The organism is Streptomyces sp. NPDC006743 (assembly GCF_040703815.1).
In the GTDB taxonomy this organism is placed as follows: Bacteria; Actinomycetota; Actinomycetes; order Streptomycetales; family Streptomycetaceae; genus Streptomyces.
This window is the reverse complement of sequence record NZ_JBEYJA010000037.1, coordinates 53,540-71,032: the sequence shown is the minus strand read 5'-3', so window position 1 is coordinate 71,032 and position 17,493 is coordinate 53,540. Positions and strand designations below refer to the sequence as shown.

Sequence of the window (17,493 nt, the reverse complement as noted above, 5' to 3'; positions counted from 1 at the left end):
GCCCGCAGGACCAGAACGACGACAGGAGAAGGAACGCGCATGACCACCTATGTATGGGACTACCTGCCCGAATACCACAGCGAGCGCGAGGACATCCTCGAGGCCGTCGAGAAGGTCTTCTCGTCCGGCACGCTGGTGCTCGGCGACAGCGTCAAGGGCTTCGAGGAGGAGTTCGCGGCGTACCACGGCGCGCGGCACTGCGTCAGTGTCGACAACGGGACCAACGCGCTCAAACTCGCCCTGCAGGCCCTCGGGGTCGGCCCGGGCGACGAGGTGATCACGGTGTCCAACACCGCGGCGCCCACGGTCGTCGCGATCGACGGCACCGGTGCCACACCCGTCTTCGTCGACGTCCACGAGGACGACTTCCTGATGGACGTCGGCCAGGTCGAGGCGGCGATCACGGAGCGCACCAAGGCGCTGCTCCCGGTCCACCTCTACGGCCAGTGCGTGGACCTGGAGCCGTTGAAGGCCCTGGCCGACCGGTACGGTCTGGCGCTCCTGGAGGACTGCGCGCAGGCGCACGGCGCCACCCAGCGGGGCAGGCTCGCGGGCACCACCGGCGACGCCGCCGCCTTCTCCTTCTACCCGACGAAGGTGCTCGGCGCGTACGGCGACGGCGGAGCCGTGGTCACCTCACGCGCCGACGTGGAGGCCGAGCTGCGCAAGCTGCGCTACTACGGCATGGAGAAGGTCTACTACACGGTCCAGACGCCGGCCCACAACAGCCGCCTGGACGAGGTGCAGGCCGAGATCCTGCGCCGCAAGCTGACCCGGCTCGACGCCTACGTGGCCGGCCGCCAGGAGGTCGCCCGCCGCTACCAGGAGGCGCTGGGCGGCACCGGCCTGATCCTGCCGAAGGTCAACGAGGGCAACACGCACGTCTACTACGTCTACGTGGTCCGCCACCCCGAGCGGGACCGGATCCTCGAGGCGCTCAAGGCGTACGACATCAACCTCAACATCAGCTACCCGTGGCCGGTGCACACCATGACCGGCTTCGCCCATCTCGGGTACCGGAAGGGGTCGTTGCCGGTGACGGAGAAGCTGGCGGGCGAGATCTTCTCGCTGCCGATGTACCCGTCGCTGCCGGCCGGCCTGCAGGACAAGGTCATCGCCGCCCTGAAGGAGGTGCTGTGATGAAGGTCCGCGAACTGGCCGTCGCCGGAGCCCTGGAGTTCACCCCCACCGTCTTCCCCGACGAGCGCGGGCTGTTCCTCTCCCCGTTCCAGGGACCGGCCTGGGCCGAGGCCACCGGGAACACGCGCTTCCCGGTGACCCAGACCAACCACAGCCGGTCCAGGCGCGGTGTGGTGCGCGGTGTGCACTACACGCTGACCCCGCCCGGCTGCGCCAAGTACGTCTACTGCCCCAAGGGTTCGGCCCTGGACATCGTGGTGGACATCCGGGTGGGCTCGCCCACCTTCGGGAAGTGGGACGTGGTGCTGATGGACCAGCACGACTTCCGGGCCACGTACTTCCCGGTCGGTCTGGGCCACGCGTTCATCGCGCTGGAGGACGACACGGTGATGTCGTACATGGTCACCGCCAGCTATGTGCCCGAGCACGAGCTGGCGATCTCGGTCACCGACCCGGCGCTGGGTCTGCCGATCCCGCAGGACATCACGCCGGTCTACTCCGAGCGGGACACGGTGGCGCCCACGCTGGCCCAGGCCGCGGAGCAGGGCCTGCTGCCGCGGTACGAGGTGAGCACCCGGCTCGAACGGCAGTGGAGGGACGCCTGAGATGAAGGGCATCATCCTCGCCGGGGGCAGCGGCACCCGGCTGCGCCCGCTGACCGGTGCGCTGTCCAAACAGATCCTGCCGGTCTACGACAAGCCCATGATCTACTACCCGCTCTCCGTCCTGATGCTGGCCGGTGTCCGGGACATCCTGCTGATCTCGTCCAAGGACCATTCGGACAGCTTCCGCACCCTGCTCGGGGACGGCTCCCGGCTCGGCCTGAACATCTCCTACGCCGAGCAGGACCAGCCCCGCGGCATCGCCGAAGCACTGCTCATCGGCGCCGACTTCATCGACGGCGATCAGGTCGCGCTGGTGCTCGGCGACAACATCTTCCACGGGCCGCGCTTCTCGGAGATCCTCGGCGACGCGGTGCGCCGGCTCGACGGCGCGGCGCTGTTCGGCTACCGGGTGCGCGACCCGCACCGCTACGGGATCGGGGAGATCGACGAGCAGGGCCGGCTGCTGTCGCTGGAGGAGAAGCCGCGCCACCCGCGCTCCAACCTCGCGGTGACCGGACTGTACCTCTACGACAACGACGTGGTCGGGATCGCCAAGAACCTCTCCCCCTCGGCCCGGGGCGAGCTGGAGATCACCGACGTCAACCTGGCCTACCTGGCGCAGGGGCGGGCCCAGCTCACCCCGCTCGGCCGGGGCTTCGCCTGGCTGGACATGGGCACCCACGACTCGCTGCTCCAGGCGGCCCAGTACGTCCAGCTGGTCGAGCAGCGGCAGGGCGAGTTCATCGCCTGCCTGGAGGAACTGGCGCTCAACCTCGGCTTCATCACGCCCGAGCAGTGCCTGCGCCTGGGCGAGGAGATGCGGGGTACGGACTACGGCGCCTACGTCACCGAGGTGGCCTCCCGCCGCATCCCGCGTCCGGCCGTCCGCGCCGCCTGACACACGTCCCCTGCCGACCGAGGAGCCCGCCCCATGCACCCGATCCCACCGGCCGCACCGGCCACCACCCGCATCCTGGTGACCGGCGGGGCCGGCTTCATCGGCTCCCACTACGTCCGTACGCTGCTGGGGCCCGAGGGCCCCGGCGACGTCTCGGTCACCGTCCTGGACAAGCTGACGTACGCGGGCAATCCGGCCAACCTCGACGAGGTACGGGCACACCCGCGGTTCTCCTTCGTGGAGGGGGACATCTGCTCGCCCGAGCTGGTCGGGAAGCTGATGGCCGAGCACGACCAGGTGGTGCACTTCGCCGCCGAGTCGCACGTCGACCGGTCGATCGACGGCGGCGCGGAGTTCGTGCGCACCAACGTGGTCGGCACGCACACCCTCGTCGACGCGGCGCACCGGGCCGGCGTCGAGGTCTTCGTGCACATCTCCACCGACGAGGTGTACGGCTCGATCGACGAGGGCTCCTGGCCCGAGAGCCACCCGCTGCGGCCGAACTCGCCGTACTCCTCGGCGAAGGCCTCCAGCGACCTGATCGCGCTGTCGTACCACCGCACCCACGGTCTCGACGTCCGGGTGACCCGCTGTTCCAACAACTACGGCCACCACCAGTTCCCCGAGAAGGTCGTCCCGCTGTTCGTGACCAACCTGCTCGACGGCAGGAAGGTCCCGCTGTACGGCGACGGCGGCAACGTCCGCGACTGGCTGCACATCGACGACCACGTGCAGGGCATCGAACTGGTCCGCACCCGGGGCCGCGCGGGCGAGGTCTACAACATCGGCGGCGGCACCGAACTCTCCAACCGGGAGCTGACCGAAGCGCTGCTCGCGGCATGCGGCGCCACCTGGGAGGGCAGTGTCGAACAGGTCGAGGACCGCAAGGGACACGACCGCCGCTACTCGGTCGACTGCACGAAGATCCGCGAGGAACTGGGCTACGCACCCCGCAGGAGCTTCGAGGAGGGTCTGGCCGAAACTGTGCGCTGGTACCGGGAGAACCGGAGCTGGTGGGAACCGCTGAGGCAGCGGTTGACGGAGGTGGAGCCTCCACTTGAATGAGAACTTCACCCGTCGCCGATGATCCGGACACTGTCCGTCAGCCGCCCGCTCCGCGAAGAATCCCGGCCATTGGAGCACCAGCCGACCACGTCAGTCAGGATCTTCTCCGATGAGCCACGCCAGCATCACTTCCGACGATCTCGTCTCGCCTCGCTCGACGCGCGTCACCGGAACGGCTACCGCCCGCCCGCTCCTGGTGGTCGAGACCCTCGACCATTCCGCCGGCTCCACCGTGCAGTTCACCTACACCTACGCCGGCGGCGCCGCACCCGACGGCGCCACCCCCCGGCTCACGTTCCGCACCCCGGCCGCCGCGGCCGACCACGTCCAGTTCACGTTCTGCGCCCAGCCCGACCCGGTCGACCACGCCCAGTTCACCTTCTGCGCCCAGCCCGACCCGTCCGACGACCCCATGTTCACGTTCTGCGCCCACACCGCGTCCGCCGACGCGGGCGGGGAGCGGACCGCGGATCCCGTGGCCGTCCAGGAGGACGCGGTCGCCGGGGCGTGGATATGACTTCCGGCTCGCCGCACTCCTGGAGATCCGGACCGGCCGCCCTACAGGACGGCTCCACCCTCGTGGGCTTCAGGCACCACCTACGTCCCGCGAACGTCCCCGGCGAGGCGACCTACCTGGTCTCCCGCCGGGGCGTCACCGCCCTGCGCGGCGCCCTCGCCGAGGTGCTCGTCCCGCTGCTCGACGGCACCCGGTCACTCACCGAGATCCTGCACGCCGCCGCACCCGCGCTGAGCGCCGAGGAGACCCAGGGCGGTCTGCACCTGCTCAGCGAGGCGGGACTGCTCCGCTTCGAGCAGCCGGCCCCGGCCGCGACGGACACCGACCCGGTCGCCGAGGCGTACTGGGACCTGGCCGGCCTGGACGGCGCCCGGGCGGCGGCGGGGCTCGCCGGCGCCCGGCTCCGCGTCCTGCCGCTCGCCGGTGTGGACGCGGGACCGGTGCTCGCCGCGGGCGCCGGGTCCGGCGTCACGGTGACCGAGGCCGACGGGGACCTCACGCTGGTCCTGTGCGACGACTACCTCTCCCCGGAGCTGAAGCGGGTCGACGTCGAGCACCGGGCGGCGGGCAGGCCGTGGCTGCTCGCCCGGCTGTGCGGCTACGAACCGTGGATCGGCCCGTTCTTCCAGCCGGACGAGGGGCCCTGCTGGTCGTGTCTGGCCGCCCGGCTCGCACAGCACCGCGGGTACGAGGCACCGCTCCAGCAGGCGCTGGGGCTCGACCGCCCGCTGGGCCGGCCGGCCGCCTCACTGCCGGCGGGCCGCGCCCTGGCCGCGCAGAGCGTGGTCCTGGAGGCCGCCAAGTGGCTGGCCGGGCTGCGCTACGCCGACCAGGGCTCCGTCCGTACGCTCGACACCCTGCGGCTGGAGACCAGGGTCCACGCCGTCTCCCGTGTCCCCCAGTGCGCCTCCTGCGGGGACCCCGGACTGACGGCGCGGCGGGTGTCCGCCCCGTTCGTCCCGGTGTCGCGGCCCAAGGCGGGCCAGGGCGGCAGCGGTCACCGGGCCCTCAGTCCCGACCAGCTGCTGAAGCGCTACGGGCACCTGGTGAGCCCGGTCACCGGCATCGTCCCGATGCTCGAACCCTCTCCGGGCGCACCGGAGTTCGCCACCACATACGTGTCGGGGCGCAACCTCGCGATGCGGGACAACGGCCTGGCCGGGCTGCGCTCGCTCAGCGGCGGCAAGGGCCTGACCGACGCCGAGGCCCGTACGAGTGCGCTGTGCGAGGCGGTGGAGCGCTACAGCGGCACACGGCACGGTGACGAACCGGTCGTGGTGGACACCCTGCGCGCGCTCGGCGACGAGGCCATCCACCCCAACTCCTGCCAGTTGTACGCGGAGCGGCAGTTCCGCGAGCGGGACCGCTGGAACCGCTCGGGCTCGCCCTTCCACCACGTGCCCGAGCCCTTCGACGAGAACCGGCCGGTGGAGTGGGCTCCCGTGTGGTCCCTGACCGAGCGGCGCAGGCGGCTGCTGCCGACGTCGATGCTCTACTTCCCCGCCGGCGCCCCGGCTCCGCACGGGCCCTTGGCCGACTCCAACGGCAACGCGGCGGGCAGCAGCCCGGAGGACGCCCTGCTGCAGGGTTTCCTGGAGCTGGTGGAGCGGGACGCGGTGGCCCTGTGGTGGTACAACCGCACCCGGCAGCCGGCGGTCGACCTGGACGCGTTCGACGAGCCGTACATCGGGCGGCTGCGCGCGGGGTACCGGAAGCTGGGCCGGGAGCTGTGGGCGCTGGACCTCACCTCCGACTTCGGCATCCCCGCGATGGTGGCCCTCTCCCGGCGCACCGACGGGTCCACCGAGGACATCGTCTTCGGTTTCGGCGCCCACTTCGATCCAGCCATCGCGCTGCGCAGGGCGCTCACCGAGATGGGGCAGCTGCTGCCCGCCGTGGGCGCGTGCCGCCCCGGCGAGGGGTACCGCGTCAAGGACCCCCTGCCGGTCCGCTGGTGGCGCGAGGCGACGCTCGCCAACCAGCCGTACCTGGCGCCGGATCCGGCCACCCGGCCGCGTACTCCCGGCCACTGGCCCTACGCGGCGCGCACCGATCTGCTCGACGACGTCCGGGCCGTCACCGAACTCGTCCGCGCCAAAGGCCTGGACCTGCTCGTCCTGGACCAGACCCGGCCGGACATCGGAATGCCGGTGGTCAAGGTCGTGGTGCCGGGGCTCAGACACTTCTGGGCCCGGTACGCGCCGGGCAGACTCTTCGACGTACCGGTCGCGCTCGGACGCCTCGCCGGCCCTACGCCGTACGAGCAGCTCAATCCGATCCCGCTCTTCGTTTGACCGAATACTTTCGGACAGGGGAACGGGATCCGGGTAGAAAATTCGCCAGCCGTTGACCGTACTCTGCCTAGAATGACGCCGGTTCCATCTGAACCGGGATGGAGAGACGGGCGGGGGGCTCGGACGAGCGATGAACGGTAAGGACCCGAACGGACACGCAGCACATTCCGGCCAGACGTTCACAAGAACCGCCCGCGGCATTCTGCTGGCCGCGCTCGCATGCTATTTGGGCATCACCTTCCTCAACATCCTGTCCCAGCCGCTCGGTCCCTATAATCTGGCCCTCGCCGTCGCCTGCCTGATCCTGGTGTTCCTGCTCCAGCTCGTGCACTCGGCACCCGGCGCCTCCGCGGCACGGCCGCGCAGCAAGCTCCTCACCCTGGCCGCGCAGGGTGTCCTCTCCTATCTGCCGCTGATCTGGTTCGGGGTGCCCTGGGGCGCGATGGCGGGGTTCTTCGCCGGATCCGTGCTGCTGCTCCTGCCGGCCAGGTCGGGCTGGACGCTGTACGGGCTGACGACGCTCAGCCTGCTCATGCCCGGGTGCCTGCACCACCTCGCGGTCGTCGACATCGTGTACATGTGCCAGACCACCGCGCTCACCGGTCTCGTGGTGTACGGGCTGAGCCGGCTGACCGCCCTGGTCGACCAGTTGCACCGGGCCCGCACCGACCTCGCCCGGCTCGCCGTCAGCAACGAGCAGCTGCGGTTCTCCAGGGACCTGCACGACCTGCTCGGGTACAGCCTCTCCGCGATCACCCTCAAGAACGAGCTGATCCACCGCCTCATCCCGGCCGACCCGCTCCGGGCCCGCAAGGAGGTCGACGAGGTGCTCGGCATCTCCCGGCAGGCGCTGGCCGACGTGCGCCGGGTCGCCCGCGACTACCGGGAGATGTACCTCAACTCCGAACTCACCTCCGCCGAGTCGGTGCTGGCCGCCGCCAGGGTCTCGGTCACGGTCGACACCCATGAGGCCATCGGGCGGCTGGGACCGGCCACGTCCACCGTGCTGGCCACGGTGCTGCGGGAGGGCGTCACCAATCTGCTGCGGCACTCCAAGGCCTCGTACTGCCGGATCTCCGCGCGGGTCGAGGACGGTCTCGTCCGCCTCACGATCGTCAACGACGGTCTGGTGACCGGTCACCAGGCCCCCTCCTCGCCGCACAGCGGCAGCGGCCTGGGCAACCTCCAGCAGCGGCTGGAGGACATCGGAGGGCGGCTGATCGTGCGGCGCCTGCACGACGGTTCGGGCGCGGACACCTTCCGGATCACCGCCGAGGCACCGCTCCAGGCGGCGCGCTCGGGCGACATGTTTCCGGGGCGGGGCGCGGCCGGCAAGGCGACGTACGGCAGGGCCGACAACATCGCGTGAGGAGTCTTGGCGTGATCTTTGCGTACTGACGGAAAAACGACGGCGGCTATACGCTTGAGTAGCATCCAGCGTACGCAGTCGGCGGGGGAACGGGGAAAAGCGACGATGATACGGATCCTGCTGGCCGAGGACATGCACATGGTCCGCGGCGCGCTGGTGGCTCTGCTCGATCTGGAGGAAGACCTGACGGTGGTCTCCGAGCTGGAACGCGGCGACGAGATCCTGAGCGCGGCGCGCGAACACCGGCCGGACGTGGCCATCATCGACATCGACCTGCCGGGGCTCGACGGCCTGAGCGCGGCCGAGCTGCTGCACGAGCGTCTCCCGGAGTGCCGGGCCCTGATCCTCACCAGCCTGGGGCGCCCCGGCACCCTGCGCCGGGCGATGTCCGCACACGTGGCGGGCTTCCTCCTCAAGGACGCCCCGCCCACCGAACTCGCCCACGCCGTGCGCCGGGTCGCCGCCGGCCAGCGGGTGGTCGACCCGCAACTGGCCCTGGCCGCCTGGGGCGGCGCGGAGAGCCCGCTGACCACCCGCGAGACCGAGGTGCTGCAACTGGCCGCGCAGGGCACAGAACCGCAGGAGATCGCCGCACACCTGCGGCTCTCGGTGGGCACGGTGCGCAACTACCTCACCACCACCGTGACCAAGCTCAACGCGCGTAACCGGGTCGACGCGATCCGCATCGCCCGCGAGTCGGGCTGGCTGCTCTGACCGGCCCCGCCGCCTGCCCGCCGCGCGGCGGGGCGGTCAGGCCGCGGCCACCGTCAGCCCGGCTCCGGCCAGATAGCCGAGGATCTCCAGGGTCAGCTCGGCGGGCAGCGGAAGCACCTCGACCATCGCCTCCGGCGTCATGGGCCAGGCCAGCAGCGACACCACCCACATCGCCTCCGGGCGGTGGATCTCCACCCGGTGCCCCAGGGTGTGGCACTGCACGAGGAAGGTGTTGCCCCGCACGGTGATCGTCGCGGTGGGCCGCAGCCGCACCCGGCGCCACGCCGGCAGCCGGACGGTGGCGAAGCGGGCGCTGCGGCCCACCGGCACCACGGAGAGCACCGGCCCGCGGAGATCGTCCAGGGACAGTGTCCTGATCACCATGGGGGAGATCCCGCGGAGCACGGACAGGACCACCGTGAACGTCTCGTGCCCGGGCGTCGTGCGGCCCTCCGGCGGCGGCAGGTTGGCGAGCAGTACGGGACCGAGTTCCATCCGGCGCAGCGCCTCGGCCACGGCGGGCCCCGGGTCCTCGACCCGCTCGGTGCCCTGCGGGCCGCTGAGCACCAGCGCCCGCCCTTCCTCGTCCCAGCCGACCACCGTGTCCTCGCGCAGAGACCACAGGTGGTGGATGCGCAGGGGGGCGTCTTCCGCGTGGGGAGTCACGGTCAACCACCTCCTCGGAGCGGCGGGACCGGCGGAGGTGCGGCTCCGCCCACCGGCCCGCTCGCGTCCTTGAGTATGGAACCGCGCACGGCGCCCTGGGCAGCGAACAGATCACACCGAAGGCATGAGGAAATCACGGGTCCCGCACCGCCCCCGCCCGCCAGGTGCTCCGGCGGCGCGATCCAGTCCTTCTTGAGGCCGCTCTGGCCCAATGGTCGGCGTCCGGCAACCGTGGCGCCCGTCACGGACCGTGCCGGCCCACCCGCCAGGAGGGGGAACCATGTCAGGGCTCCAGTTCACCGAGGACGACCTCAAACGCATCCTGTACGCCGCCGCAGGCACCGAGGAGGAGGGCGTCGCCGACGGCGACTTCGCGGACACCGAATTCCAGCTGCTCGGCTACGAGTCGCTCGCGCTCCTGGAGACCTGCGGCCGCATCGAGCGCGAGTACGGCGTCGCGCTCGCCGACCACACTCTGGCCGACGCGCTCACCCCGCGCCTGCTGGTCGAGGCCGTGAACCGGTACCTCGGCGAGCAGACCGTGGCCGCCACCCGCTGACGGACGCCCCAGGAGGCGAGCATGACACAGCACACGACACAGGAGAGCCGGACCGCGCTGGTCACCGGCGCGACGAGCGGCATCGGACTCGCCGTCGCGCGGCTGCTGGCGGCCCAGGGGCACCGGGTGTACATCGGTGCGCGCGACGCCGGGAACGTGGCCGCGACGGTCAAGGAACTCCAGCAGGAGGGCCTGGACGTGGACGGCTCGACGCTCGACGTGCGGTCCGCGGACGGCGTGCGAGCGTTCGTGCGGGCGGCCGTCGACCGGTTCGGCGCCGTGGACGTCCTGGTCAACAACGCCGGCCGGTCCGGCGGCGGGGTCACCGCCGACCTGACCGACGAGCTGTGGGAGGACGTGATCGACACCAACCTGAACAGCGTCTTCCGGATGACCCGTGAGGTGCTGAACACCGGCGGCATGCGGGCCAGGCCGCGCGGGCGGATCATCAACATCGCGTCCACGGCGGGCAAGCAGGGTGTGGTGCTCGGCGCGCCGTACTCCGCCTCCAAGCACGGCGTGGTCGGTTTCACCAAGGCGCTCGGCAACGAGCTGGCGCCGACCGGCATCACCGTGAACGCGGTCTGCCCCGGCTATGTCGAGACCCCGATGGCCCAGCGGGTGCGGGCCGGGTACGCGGCGGCGTACGACACCACCGAGGACAAGATCCTGGAGAAGTTCCAGGCGAAGATCCCGCTCGGCCGCTACTCCACCCCCGAGGAGGTCGCGGGCCTCGTCGGCTACCTCGCCTCCGACACCGCCGCCTCCATCACCGCGCAGGCCCTCAACGTCTGCGGCGGCCTCGGCAACTTCTGACCCGCACCCCCCGACAGGAGAGACGACGATGACCATCCGTGAAGTGGCGCACGAGATCACGGTCTCGGCGCCGGCCGATGTGGTCTACCGGCTGCTCGCCGAGGTGGAGAACTGGCCCCGGATCTTCCCGCCCACCATCCACGTCGACCACGTCGAACGCGGGGCGGGCGAGGAGCGGATCCGGATCTGGGCCACCGCCAACGGCGAGGCGAAGAACTGGACCTCGCACCGCACCCTGGACCCCGCGGCCCGCCGCATCACCTTCCGCCAGGAGGTCTCCGCGCCTCCGGTCGCCGCCATGGGCGGCACCTGGATCATCGAGGCACTGTCCGCGACCCGGTCCCGCGTCCGGCTGCTGCACGACTACCGGGCGGTCGACGACGACCCGGACGGCCTGCGCTGGATCGACGAGGCGGTCGACCGCAACTCCCGCTCCGAACTGGCCGCGCTCAAGGAGAACGTCGAACTGGCCTGCTCGACGCAGGACGTGACGTTCTCCTTCGAGGACTCCGTACTCGTCCAGGGCACCGCCAAGGACGTCTACGACTTCGTGAACGAGGCGCACCTGTGGAGCGAGCGCCTGCCGCACGTGGCGAGCGTCCGGCTCGAGGAGGACACGCCGGGCCTGCAGACCCTGGAGATGGACACCAGGGCGAAGGACGGCTCGACGCACACCACCAAGTCGTACCGGGTGACCTTCCGGCCGGACAAGATCGCCTACAAGCAGGTCACCCTGCCGGCGCTGATGACCCTGCACACCGGCATCTGGACGTTCACCGAGACGCCGGACGGGGTGCGGGCCGCCTCGCAGCACACCGTGACCCTCAACACGGCCAACATCGAGCGGGTCCTCGGCCCCGACGCCACCGTCGCCGGCGCACGTTCCTACGTGCACGAGGCGCTCAGCACCAACAGCCTCGCCACGCTGGGCCACGCCAAGGCCTACGCGGAGGCCAGGCACTGACGGCCGCGCTCCCGGCCCGCCCGCCCGCAGGCGGCGCGGGCCGTCGCCGTGCGCCGCGGCGGAGACCGGCTCCGGCCGCCCCGCCCTCCCGCCCGGCGCGCCGGGAAGGCCGCGGCGCCGCCCGCGTCCCGGGGGGCGGCGCGAGCCCGCGCCGGCGGCACGAGCCGCGGCTGGGTCGGCCCTCCAGCACGGTTTGAGTCACCCAGTGCACCGTCGAGTTGCTTGCGGGATCCGCCGGGGCACACCCAGGACTCCGCGCCCGCACGCCCATCCCGGCACAACGGAGGAGCCACATGGAACGACGCGTAGTCATCACCGGGATCGGGGTGATCGCGCCGGGCGGCATCGGGCTGAAGGAATTCTGGTCACTGCTGACGTCCGGCCGCACCGCCACCCGGTCGATCACCCGATTCGACACGTCCCAGTTCCGCTCGCGGATCGCCGCGGAAGCCGACTTCGACCCCGAGCAGTCCGGCCTGTCGCCCCAGGAGACGAGCCGGATGGACCGCGCGGCGCAGTTCGCGGTCGTGTGCGCCCGGGAGGCCATGGCCGACAGCGGCCTGGACTTCGCGGGGCTCGACCCGCACCGCGTCGGCGTCACCGTCGGCAGCGCGGTGGGGGCCACCACGTCCCTGGACACCGAGTACAACGTGGTCAGCGACGGCGGCCGCACGTGGCTGGTCGACCACCAGTACACGAGCCGGCACCTCTTCGGTCACTTCGTGCCGAGTTCGTTCGCCTCGGAGGTGGCCTGGGCCGTGGGCGCCCAGGGCCCGGCCGCCGTGGTCTCCACCGGCTGCACCTCGGGTCTGGACTCCGTCGGGCACGCCGCCGAGCTGATCCGTGAGGGCTCGGCCGACATCATGGTGGCCGGAGCCACCGAGGCCCCCATCTCCCCCATCACCGTCGCCTGCTTCGACGCCATCAAGGCGACGTCGCCGCGCAACGACGACCCCGAGCACGCCTCGCGCCCCTTCGACGCCTCCCGCAACGGCTTCGTGCTCGGCGAGGGCGCCGCCGTGTTCGTCCTGGAGGAACTGGGCCGGGCCAGGGCCCGCGGCGCCCATCTGTACGCCGAGATCTCCGGCTTCGCCTCGCGCTGCAACGCCTACCACATGACGGGCCTGCGGCCGGACGGCAAGGAGATGGCGGAGGCGATCCGGGTCGCCCTGGACCAGGCCCGCCTCGATCCGACGGCCATCGACTACGTCAACGCGCACGGCTCGGGAACCAAGCAGAACGACCGCCACGAGACCGCCGCGTTCAAGAAGAGCCTGGGCGCGCACGCCTACGGGACCCCGGTCAGCTCCATCAAGTCGATGATCGGCCACTCGCTGGGGGCCATCGGCTCGCTGGAGATCGCCGCGAGCACCCTCGCCATCGAGCACGGCGTGATCCCGCCCACGGCCAACCTGCACGAACCCGACCCCGAGTGCGACCTGGACTACACGCCGCTGACGGCACGCGAACAGCACACCGAACGGGTCCTCACCGTCGGCAGCGGCTTCGGCGGCTTCCAGAGCGCGATGGTGCTGACCAGGCCCGACGGCACACGGAAAGGCGGTGTCCGATGAGCACCCCGACGAGCACCCGGGCGAGCGGGGCGGCCGCCCCGCGGCCGTCCGCGGGCCCCGCCCACCCGGTGTTCACCGGGATGGGCGTCGCCGCGCCCAACGGCCTCGGCCGCGACCGCTGGTGGCAGGCCACCCTGGCCGGGGAGAGCGGCATCAGGCCGGTGTCCCGGTTCGACGCCCGCGGGTATCCGGCACAGCTCGCCGGGGAGGTCCCCGGCTTCGACGCGGCCGAGCACATCCCCGGCCGGCTGCTGCCGCAGACCGACCACATGACACGGCTCGCGCTCACCGCCGCCGACGAGGCGATCGCCGACAGCGGTCTCGACCCGCACAGCGAGCCGGAGTTCGCGTCCGGAGTGGTGACCGCGGCGTCGGCGGGCGGGTTCGAGTTCGGCCAGCGGGAGCTGGAGGCCCTGTGGGGCAAGGGCAGCCGCCACGTCAGCGCCTACCAGTCCTTCGCCTGGTTCTACGCCGTCAACACCGGCCAGATATCCATCAGGCACGGCCTGCGCGGTCCCAGCGGGGTCATCGTCAGCGAACAGGCCGGGGGGCTCGACGCGGTCGCCCAGGCCCGCCGGCAGCTGCGCAAGGGCAGCCGGCGCATCGTCACGGGCGGCGTGGACGGGGCGATCTGCCCGTGGGGCTGGGCCGCGCTGCTCGCCGGCGGCCACATGAGCACCGTCTGCGACCCGGCCCGCGCGTTCCTGCCCTTCGACGCGGCCGCCCGCGGCCAGGTGGCCGGTGAGGGCGGGGCGATCCTCGTGCTGGAGGACGCGGCCACCGCCCGGGACCGCGGCGCCCGGCCCTACGGTGCGCTCGCGGGGTACGCGGCCACCTTCGACCCGCGGCCCGGCAGCGGGGGCGAACCGGGCCTGCGGCGGGCCGCGGAAGGCGCGCTCGCCGACGCGGGCCTGACCGCGGACGCGGTCGACGTGGTGTTCGCGGACGCCGCCGGGGTTCCGGAACTGGACCGGGCCGAGGCCGATGCGATCTGCGCGCTGTTCGGGCCGCGCGGCGTGCCCGTCTCCGTGCCCAAGACCATGACGGGCCGGCTCGCCGCGGGCGGCGGTTCGCTGGATCTGGCCGCCGCCCTGCTGGCGCTGCGCGACGGCGTGATCCCGCCCTCCGTGCACATCACCGGCGACGGCCTGCCGGAGCACCTCGCCCTGGACCTCGTCACGGCCACCCCCCGCGAAATGCCGCTGCGCACCGCGCTGGTGCTGGCCCGGGGGCAGGGCGGATTCAACGCGGCCACCGTGGTGACGGCTCCGTGAGGGGCGCCGGGGCGCGGCCCCGGTACATGCCGGAGGGCCTCCACGGGCGTCACCCGCGGAGGCCCTCCGGCATTCCCGGTCACTTCAGGTCCGGCATGCCCGGTCCCTTCGGATCCGGGGTGCCAGGTGGTGTGCCGTGCCGTCACACGAGGTCGTCGCGGCTGACGTGGCGCCGCCGCACGGCCGGCCCCTCGGGACCGATCTCCAGGACGTCCTCGCAGGTGGCGCTGCACAGGATGGTCGCCTGACCGCCGCGCGGCGTCTCGATGAGCAGGACGTAGGAGCGTGCGGTCACCGTCGTCCCCTCCTGTCCGGTGACCGACACCATGCCCAGCCAGTGGCGGCGCTGGATGCCCTGCGCGGCGAAGTGGTCACTCGCCTTGCGGGCGGCCGCCCCGATCGCCTCGCGGCCGACGGTGGGCTCGGGCTGCCCGTTCGCCGCGAAGACGCCGTCCTCGGTGAAGGTGCGCATCCACGCGTCCACCTCGCCGCTGTCCAGCAGGTGCATCTGCCGCACGTAGAACTGCTGGACCTGCTGGTACAGCTCCGCCGAAGGCCGCTGTCCTCGCAGGGGGATCTCCTGCACGCTCATCGGGACTCCTCATCGCTCGGTGGCGTCGGTCCGGGCCCGGGGCCCGGGTCCGCCTCCCCACCCTCCAGGCGGTCCCTCGTGCGCTCCTCGACAACCGATCGACCACCCGGGGGCTCAGGGTCCCCCACGCCCTGCCTGCTGCCGTGTCACACGTCGATCCGCTCGAAGATGTGCGGGTAGGACACGATGTCGTCGGGGAAGTCGGCCGCCATGCGCTGGAACTCCGGGCTGCCGAACGCCCTGGCCAGCGCCTCGGTCGACTCCCACACCGCCACGTTCATCATCAGCCGGCTCCCGCCCGTTCCCCGGTGCATCTGCAGCGAGACGAATCCCGGCTGGGCCTTCATGAACTCCGCCTGCCTCCGGAAGAGAGGCAAGAACTCCCCGGCCCTCTCCTCGGGCACGAAGAAGGTGTTGGCCAGGACGACGGGCCCCGTCCTCTCCTTGAACTGCGCGAACATCGGCGTCATCGGGTCCAGCGTCTCCAGCTCGGCCATCTTCGGTCCTCCCTCTCGCTTCTTTCCGGGACTTCTCCATCGTCCCGGCGCGAACGGACCGTGAAGTCAGCCGCAGCTCCTGTTCCCACGGGCGACTCCGGTCGCAGCGCGTGACACCGCGTCAGACCTGGGGATGACACCGGGTTCTTCTCCTCCCGTGTCCTCCCGGCCGGCCGAGCCGCCGTGTCACCGCATCACAAAACGCCGATCAGACCCGCTCGCCACGGCGGCCGTGACGAACGGACCAGATCCGCTCGCGACGGCCGCCGTCGGGTCACTCCCCCGTGAGGCGGATGGCCTGGGCCGGGCAGGCCGACCGGGCCTCCTCCAGGGCGCGCTCGTCCAGTCCCTCCCCGGATCCGGCGCCGGCCCGGACCCGGCTCAGCCCCTCCTCGTCCTGTTCGAAGACCTCCGGGGCGTTCCAGGCGCAGAGCCCCGCGCCGATGCACACCTCGCGATCGACCTCGATCATCGCCATCTCCGTCGTCCCTCCTCACCGTTGCCCTGCGCCGGAGCCGTCACCATTCGACCGGGAACTCGATCAGCCCCTGGATGGTGTCCCCCGGCTTGATCGGCAGCTGGTCCACGGTGACGCCCGAGCGCAGCCGGGGCAGCCGCCGGAACAGGGTGCCGAGTGCCACCTCGAGCTCCAGCCGCGCCAGGTTCTGCCCCAGGCACTGGTGAACCCCGAATCCGAACGCCAGATGGTGCTGCCCGCTGCGGTCCAGGCGCAGCTCGTCCGGCTCCGCGAAGTGGTCCGCGTCCCGGTTGATCATCGAGGTGTTGAAGACCACGCCCTCGCCCGCCCGGATCACCTGGGCGCCGCAGGGGATGTCCTCGGTGGCCACCCGCAACAGCTCGTCCACGACCGACAGGTGCCGCATCAGTTCGTCGACGGTCTGCGGCAGCAGCCCCGGATCGGCGCGCAGCGCGGCCAGCCGGTCCGGACGCTCCAGGAGGAGCAGCGTCCCGAGCGAGATCATGTTGGTGGTGGTCTCGTGCCCGGCCACCAGCAGGTTGAACGCCAGCCTGGCGATCTCCTCGCGGTCCGTCTGGCCGGTGAGCAGCCGGTCCCGGACGAGTTCGTCCAGCAGCCCGGAGTGCGGGCCGTCCTCCAGCCCCTGCCGCCGGCGCTGCTCCTTGTCGAGGAGGAGCCCCTCCAGGTAGCCGAGCATCTTGCCCCGCGCGGCCGCGGACTCATCCGGCCCGGATCCGCGCATGACCAGCCGCGACAGCTCCTCGAAGGACGTGTGGTCCTCGTACGGCACCCCGAGCAGCAGGCTGATCGCCATCGACGGCACGGGCAGCGCGAACGCGGAGACCAGTTCGGCGGGCGGTCCCTGCTCGACCATCGCGTCCAGCAGCTCGTCGACGATCCGCTGGATCCGGGGCCGCAGTGCCCTGATGCGCGGCACGCCGAAGCCGGGGATCAGCATGCGGCGCTGCCGGCCGTGCTCGGGTTCGTCCGCGTTGAACAGCAAGGGGGGCAGGTGGCGCAGCGCCGTCAGCACATGGCTCGTCATGGGGAAGCCGGCCTTGCGCCGGTCGGCCGACAGCCGCGGGTCGCCGAGCAGCCTGCGGGCCTCGGCGTGGCCGGTCACCGCCCAGGCGGTGGTGCCGTCGTAGAGCGTGACGCGGGTCAGCGGGCCCTCCTGCCGCAGGGACCGGTAGCCGGCGGGCGGTTCGTACGGGCAGGAGCGGTCCTGCGGGAAGGTGATGGGACGGGTCACCGGGCCTCCTCGGGTGTGATGGCGGGTTCTTCGTCGCGGCCTGCTGCCCCGGCTCCCGCGGCGGTCGGGGAAGGAGAGGGGGTCACCGGTGGACGTCGAGGAGGGCGGGGCCGAGCACCGGATCCGCGTCTGCTCGGGTCTTTTCGAATGACACGGTCGCTCAAGGAGCCCTCGACGTTTCCTCATGCATTCGAAACAGCGGCGGCCGAGGAATCAAAG

18 protein-coding genes are annotated in these 17,493 nt (G+C 71.8%); 13 read left to right on the top strand and 5 right to left on the bottom strand.

Annotated elements, in window-relative coordinates:
* Nucleotides 1-39: 39 nt before the first annotated feature.
* The 8 genes from ABZ719_RS26240 (at nt 40) to ABZ719_RS26205 (ending at nt 8,602) form a co-directional block, all read left to right on the top strand.
* Nucleotides 40-1,140 (top strand): DegT/DnrJ/EryC1/StrS family aminotransferase, encoded by a 1,101-nt coding sequence (locus tag ABZ719_RS26240; RefSeq protein WP_366727618.1) that lies wholly within the window; start codon nt 40-42, stop codon nt 1,138-1,140.
* Complete coding sequence (gene rfbC, locus ABZ719_RS26235) at nt 1,140-1,745, top strand: dTDP-4-dehydrorhamnose 3,5-epimerase (protein WP_366727617.1); 606 nt, start codon at nt 1,140-1,142, stop codon at nt 1,743-1,745. The genes ABZ719_RS26240 and rfbC overlap by 1 nt, the downstream gene beginning before the upstream one ends.
* A gap of 1 nt (nt 1,746) precedes the next feature.
* Nucleotides 1,747-2,643: a glucose-1-phosphate thymidylyltransferase RfbA gene (rfbA, locus tag ABZ719_RS26230; RefSeq protein ID WP_037859022.1), complete on the top strand. Its 897-nt coding sequence runs from the start codon at nt 1,747-1,749 to the stop codon at nt 2,641-2,643.
* A gap of 33 nt (nt 2,644-2,676) precedes the next feature.
* Entirely contained in the window at nt 2,677-3,708 is a 1,032-nt protein-coding gene (rfbB, locus tag ABZ719_RS26225) for a dTDP-glucose 4,6-dehydratase (RefSeq protein ID WP_366727616.1), read from the top strand.
* 109 nt (nt 3,709-3,817) lie between these two features.
* On the top strand, nt 3,818-4,225 hold the full coding sequence (locus ABZ719_RS26220; protein WP_366727615.1) for a hypothetical protein: 408 nt from the start codon (nt 3,818-3,820) through the stop codon (nt 4,223-4,225).
* Complete coding sequence (locus ABZ719_RS26215) at nt 4,222-6,519, top strand: TOMM precursor leader peptide-binding protein (RefSeq protein WP_366727630.1); 2,298 nt, start codon at nt 4,222-4,224, stop codon at nt 6,517-6,519. Before ABZ719_RS26220 ends, ABZ719_RS26215 begins: the two co-directional genes overlap by 4 nt.
* Nucleotides 6,520-6,649: 130 nt before the next feature.
* Nucleotides 6,650-7,888: a histidine kinase gene (locus ABZ719_RS26210; protein ID WP_366727614.1), complete on the top strand. Its 1,239-nt coding sequence runs from the start codon at nt 6,650-6,652 to the stop codon at nt 7,886-7,888.
* A 105-nt stretch (nt 7,889-7,993) separates the two neighbouring features.
* Nucleotides 7,994-8,602, top strand: a complete 609-nt coding sequence (locus ABZ719_RS26205; protein ID WP_366727613.1) for a response regulator transcription factor — start codon at nt 7,994-7,996, stop codon at nt 8,600-8,602.
* A 36-nt stretch (nt 8,603-8,638) separates the two neighbouring features.
* Here the strand turns inward: ABZ719_RS26205 and ABZ719_RS26200 are convergent, their stop codons facing one another.
* On the bottom strand, nt 8,639-9,268 hold the full coding sequence (locus tag ABZ719_RS26200; protein WP_366727612.1) for an NADH oxidase: 630 nt from the start codon (nt 9,266-9,268) through the stop codon (nt 8,639-8,641).
* Nucleotides 9,269-9,548: 280 nt separating this feature from the next.
* Between ABZ719_RS26200 and ABZ719_RS26195 the strand changes: the two genes are divergently transcribed.
* The 5 genes from ABZ719_RS26195 to ABZ719_RS26175 all read left to right on the top strand — a co-directional run bounded on the left by ABZ719_RS26195 (nt 9,549) and on the right by ABZ719_RS26175 (nt 14,455).
* Nucleotides 9,549-9,827 (top strand): acyl carrier protein, encoded by a 279-nt coding sequence (locus ABZ719_RS26195; RefSeq protein ID WP_366727611.1) that lies wholly within the window; start codon nt 9,549-9,551, stop codon nt 9,825-9,827.
* 21 nt (nt 9,828-9,848) lie between these two features.
* A complete protein-coding gene (gene fabG / locus ABZ719_RS26190; protein WP_366727610.1) occupies nt 9,849-10,643 on the top strand; it encodes a 3-oxoacyl-ACP reductase FabG in 795 nt (264 codons plus the stop codon).
* Nucleotides 10,644-10,671: 28 nt separating this feature from the next.
* A complete protein-coding gene (locus ABZ719_RS26185) occupies nt 10,672-11,607 on the top strand; it encodes an aromatase/cyclase (protein ID WP_366727609.1) in 936 nt (311 codons plus the stop codon).
* A 293-nt stretch (nt 11,608-11,900) separates the two neighbouring features.
* The gene (locus ABZ719_RS26180) at nt 11,901-13,181 is read left to right on the top strand and encodes a beta-ketoacyl-[acyl-carrier-protein] synthase family protein (RefSeq protein WP_366727608.1); all 1,281 of its coding nucleotides are present in this window, start codon (nt 11,901-11,903) and stop codon (nt 13,179-13,181) included.
* Between the two features lie 80 nt (nt 13,182-13,261).
* The gene (locus ABZ719_RS26175) at nt 13,262-14,455 is read left to right on the top strand and encodes a ketosynthase chain-length factor (RefSeq protein ID WP_366727629.1); all 1,194 of its coding nucleotides are present in this window, start codon (nt 13,262-13,264) and stop codon (nt 14,453-14,455) included.
* Nucleotides 14,456-14,597: 142 nt separating this feature from the next.
* On the opposite strand, the gene ABZ719_RS26170 is transcribed toward ABZ719_RS26175, so the two are convergent.
* The 4 genes from ABZ719_RS26170 to ABZ719_RS26155 form a co-directional block, all read right to left on the bottom strand.
* Nucleotides 14,598-15,047: a nuclear transport factor 2 family protein gene (locus ABZ719_RS26170; protein WP_366727607.1), complete on the bottom strand. Its 450-nt coding sequence runs from the start codon at nt 15,045-15,047 to the stop codon at nt 14,598-14,600.
* Nucleotides 15,048-15,193: 146 nt separating this feature from the next.
* Nucleotides 15,194-15,544, bottom strand: coding sequence for an antibiotic biosynthesis monooxygenase family protein (locus tag ABZ719_RS26165; RefSeq protein ID WP_366727606.1), 351 nt, complete (start codon nt 15,542-15,544; stop codon nt 15,194-15,196).
* Nucleotides 15,545-15,818: 274 nt separating this feature from the next.
* Nucleotides 15,819-16,022 carry a ferredoxin gene (locus ABZ719_RS26160; protein ID WP_234438710.1) on the bottom strand — a complete coding sequence of 68 codons (204 nt, stop codon included), beginning with the start codon at nt 16,020-16,022 and terminating at the stop codon, nt 15,819-15,821.
* 40 nt (nt 16,023-16,062) lie between these two features.
* Nucleotides 16,063-17,274 (bottom strand): cytochrome P450, encoded by a 1,212-nt coding sequence (locus ABZ719_RS26155; RefSeq protein ID WP_366727605.1) that lies wholly within the window; start codon nt 17,272-17,274, stop codon nt 16,063-16,065.
* Between the last annotated feature and the right edge of the window lie 219 nt (nt 17,275-17,493).

What these genes read in the sequence shown, in the direction of transcription:
- ABZ719_RS26210 (WP_366727614.1), top strand. Translation starts at nt 6,650, where the DNA reads ATGAACGGTAAGGACCCGAACGGACACGCAGCACATTCCGGCCAGACG.
- ABZ719_RS26180 (WP_366727608.1), top strand. Translation starts at nt 11,901, where the DNA reads ATGGAACGACGCGTAGTCATCACCGGGATCGGGGTGATCGCGCCGGGC.
- rfbC (WP_366727617.1), top strand. Translation starts at nt 1,140, where the DNA reads ATGAAGGTCCGCGAACTGGCCGTCGCCGGAGCCCTGGAGTTCACCCCC.
- ABZ719_RS26160 (WP_234438710.1), bottom strand. Translation starts at nt 16,022, where the DNA reads ATGGCGATGATCGAGGTCGATCGCGAGGTGTGCATCGGCGCGGGGCTC.
- ABZ719_RS26195 (WP_366727611.1), top strand. Translation starts at nt 9,549, where the DNA reads ATGTCAGGGCTCCAGTTCACCGAGGACGACCTCAAACGCATCCTGTAC.
- ABZ719_RS26185 (WP_366727609.1), top strand. Translation starts at nt 10,672, where the DNA reads ATGACCATCCGTGAAGTGGCGCACGAGATCACGGTCTCGGCGCCGGCC.
- ABZ719_RS26215 (WP_366727630.1), top strand. Translation starts at nt 4,222, where the DNA reads ATGACTTCCGGCTCGCCGCACTCCTGGAGATCCGGACCGGCCGCCCTA.
- ABZ719_RS26175 (WP_366727629.1), top strand. Translation starts at nt 13,262, where the DNA reads ATGGGCGTCGCCGCGCCCAACGGCCTCGGCCGCGACCGCTGGTGGCAG.
- ABZ719_RS26170 (WP_366727607.1), bottom strand. Translation starts at nt 15,047, where the DNA reads ATGAGCGTGCAGGAGATCCCCCTGCGAGGACAGCGGCCTTCGGCGGAG.
- rfbB (WP_366727616.1), top strand. Translation starts at nt 2,677, where the DNA reads ATGCACCCGATCCCACCGGCCGCACCGGCCACCACCCGCATCCTGGTG.
- ABZ719_RS26205 (WP_366727613.1), top strand. Translation starts at nt 7,994, where the DNA reads ATGATACGGATCCTGCTGGCCGAGGACATGCACATGGTCCGCGGCGCG.
- fabG (WP_366727610.1), top strand. Translation starts at nt 9,849, where the DNA reads ATGACACAGCACACGACACAGGAGAGCCGGACCGCGCTGGTCACCGGC.
- ABZ719_RS26165 (WP_366727606.1), bottom strand. Translation starts at nt 15,544, where the DNA reads ATGGCCGAGCTGGAGACGCTGGACCCGATGACGCCGATGTTCGCGCAG.
- ABZ719_RS26220 (WP_366727615.1), top strand. Translation starts at nt 3,818, where the DNA reads ATGAGCCACGCCAGCATCACTTCCGACGATCTCGTCTCGCCTCGCTCG.
- ABZ719_RS26240 (WP_366727618.1), top strand. Translation starts at nt 40, where the DNA reads ATGACCACCTATGTATGGGACTACCTGCCCGAATACCACAGCGAGCGC.
- rfbA (WP_037859022.1), top strand. Translation starts at nt 1,747, where the DNA reads ATGAAGGGCATCATCCTCGCCGGGGGCAGCGGCACCCGGCTGCGCCCG.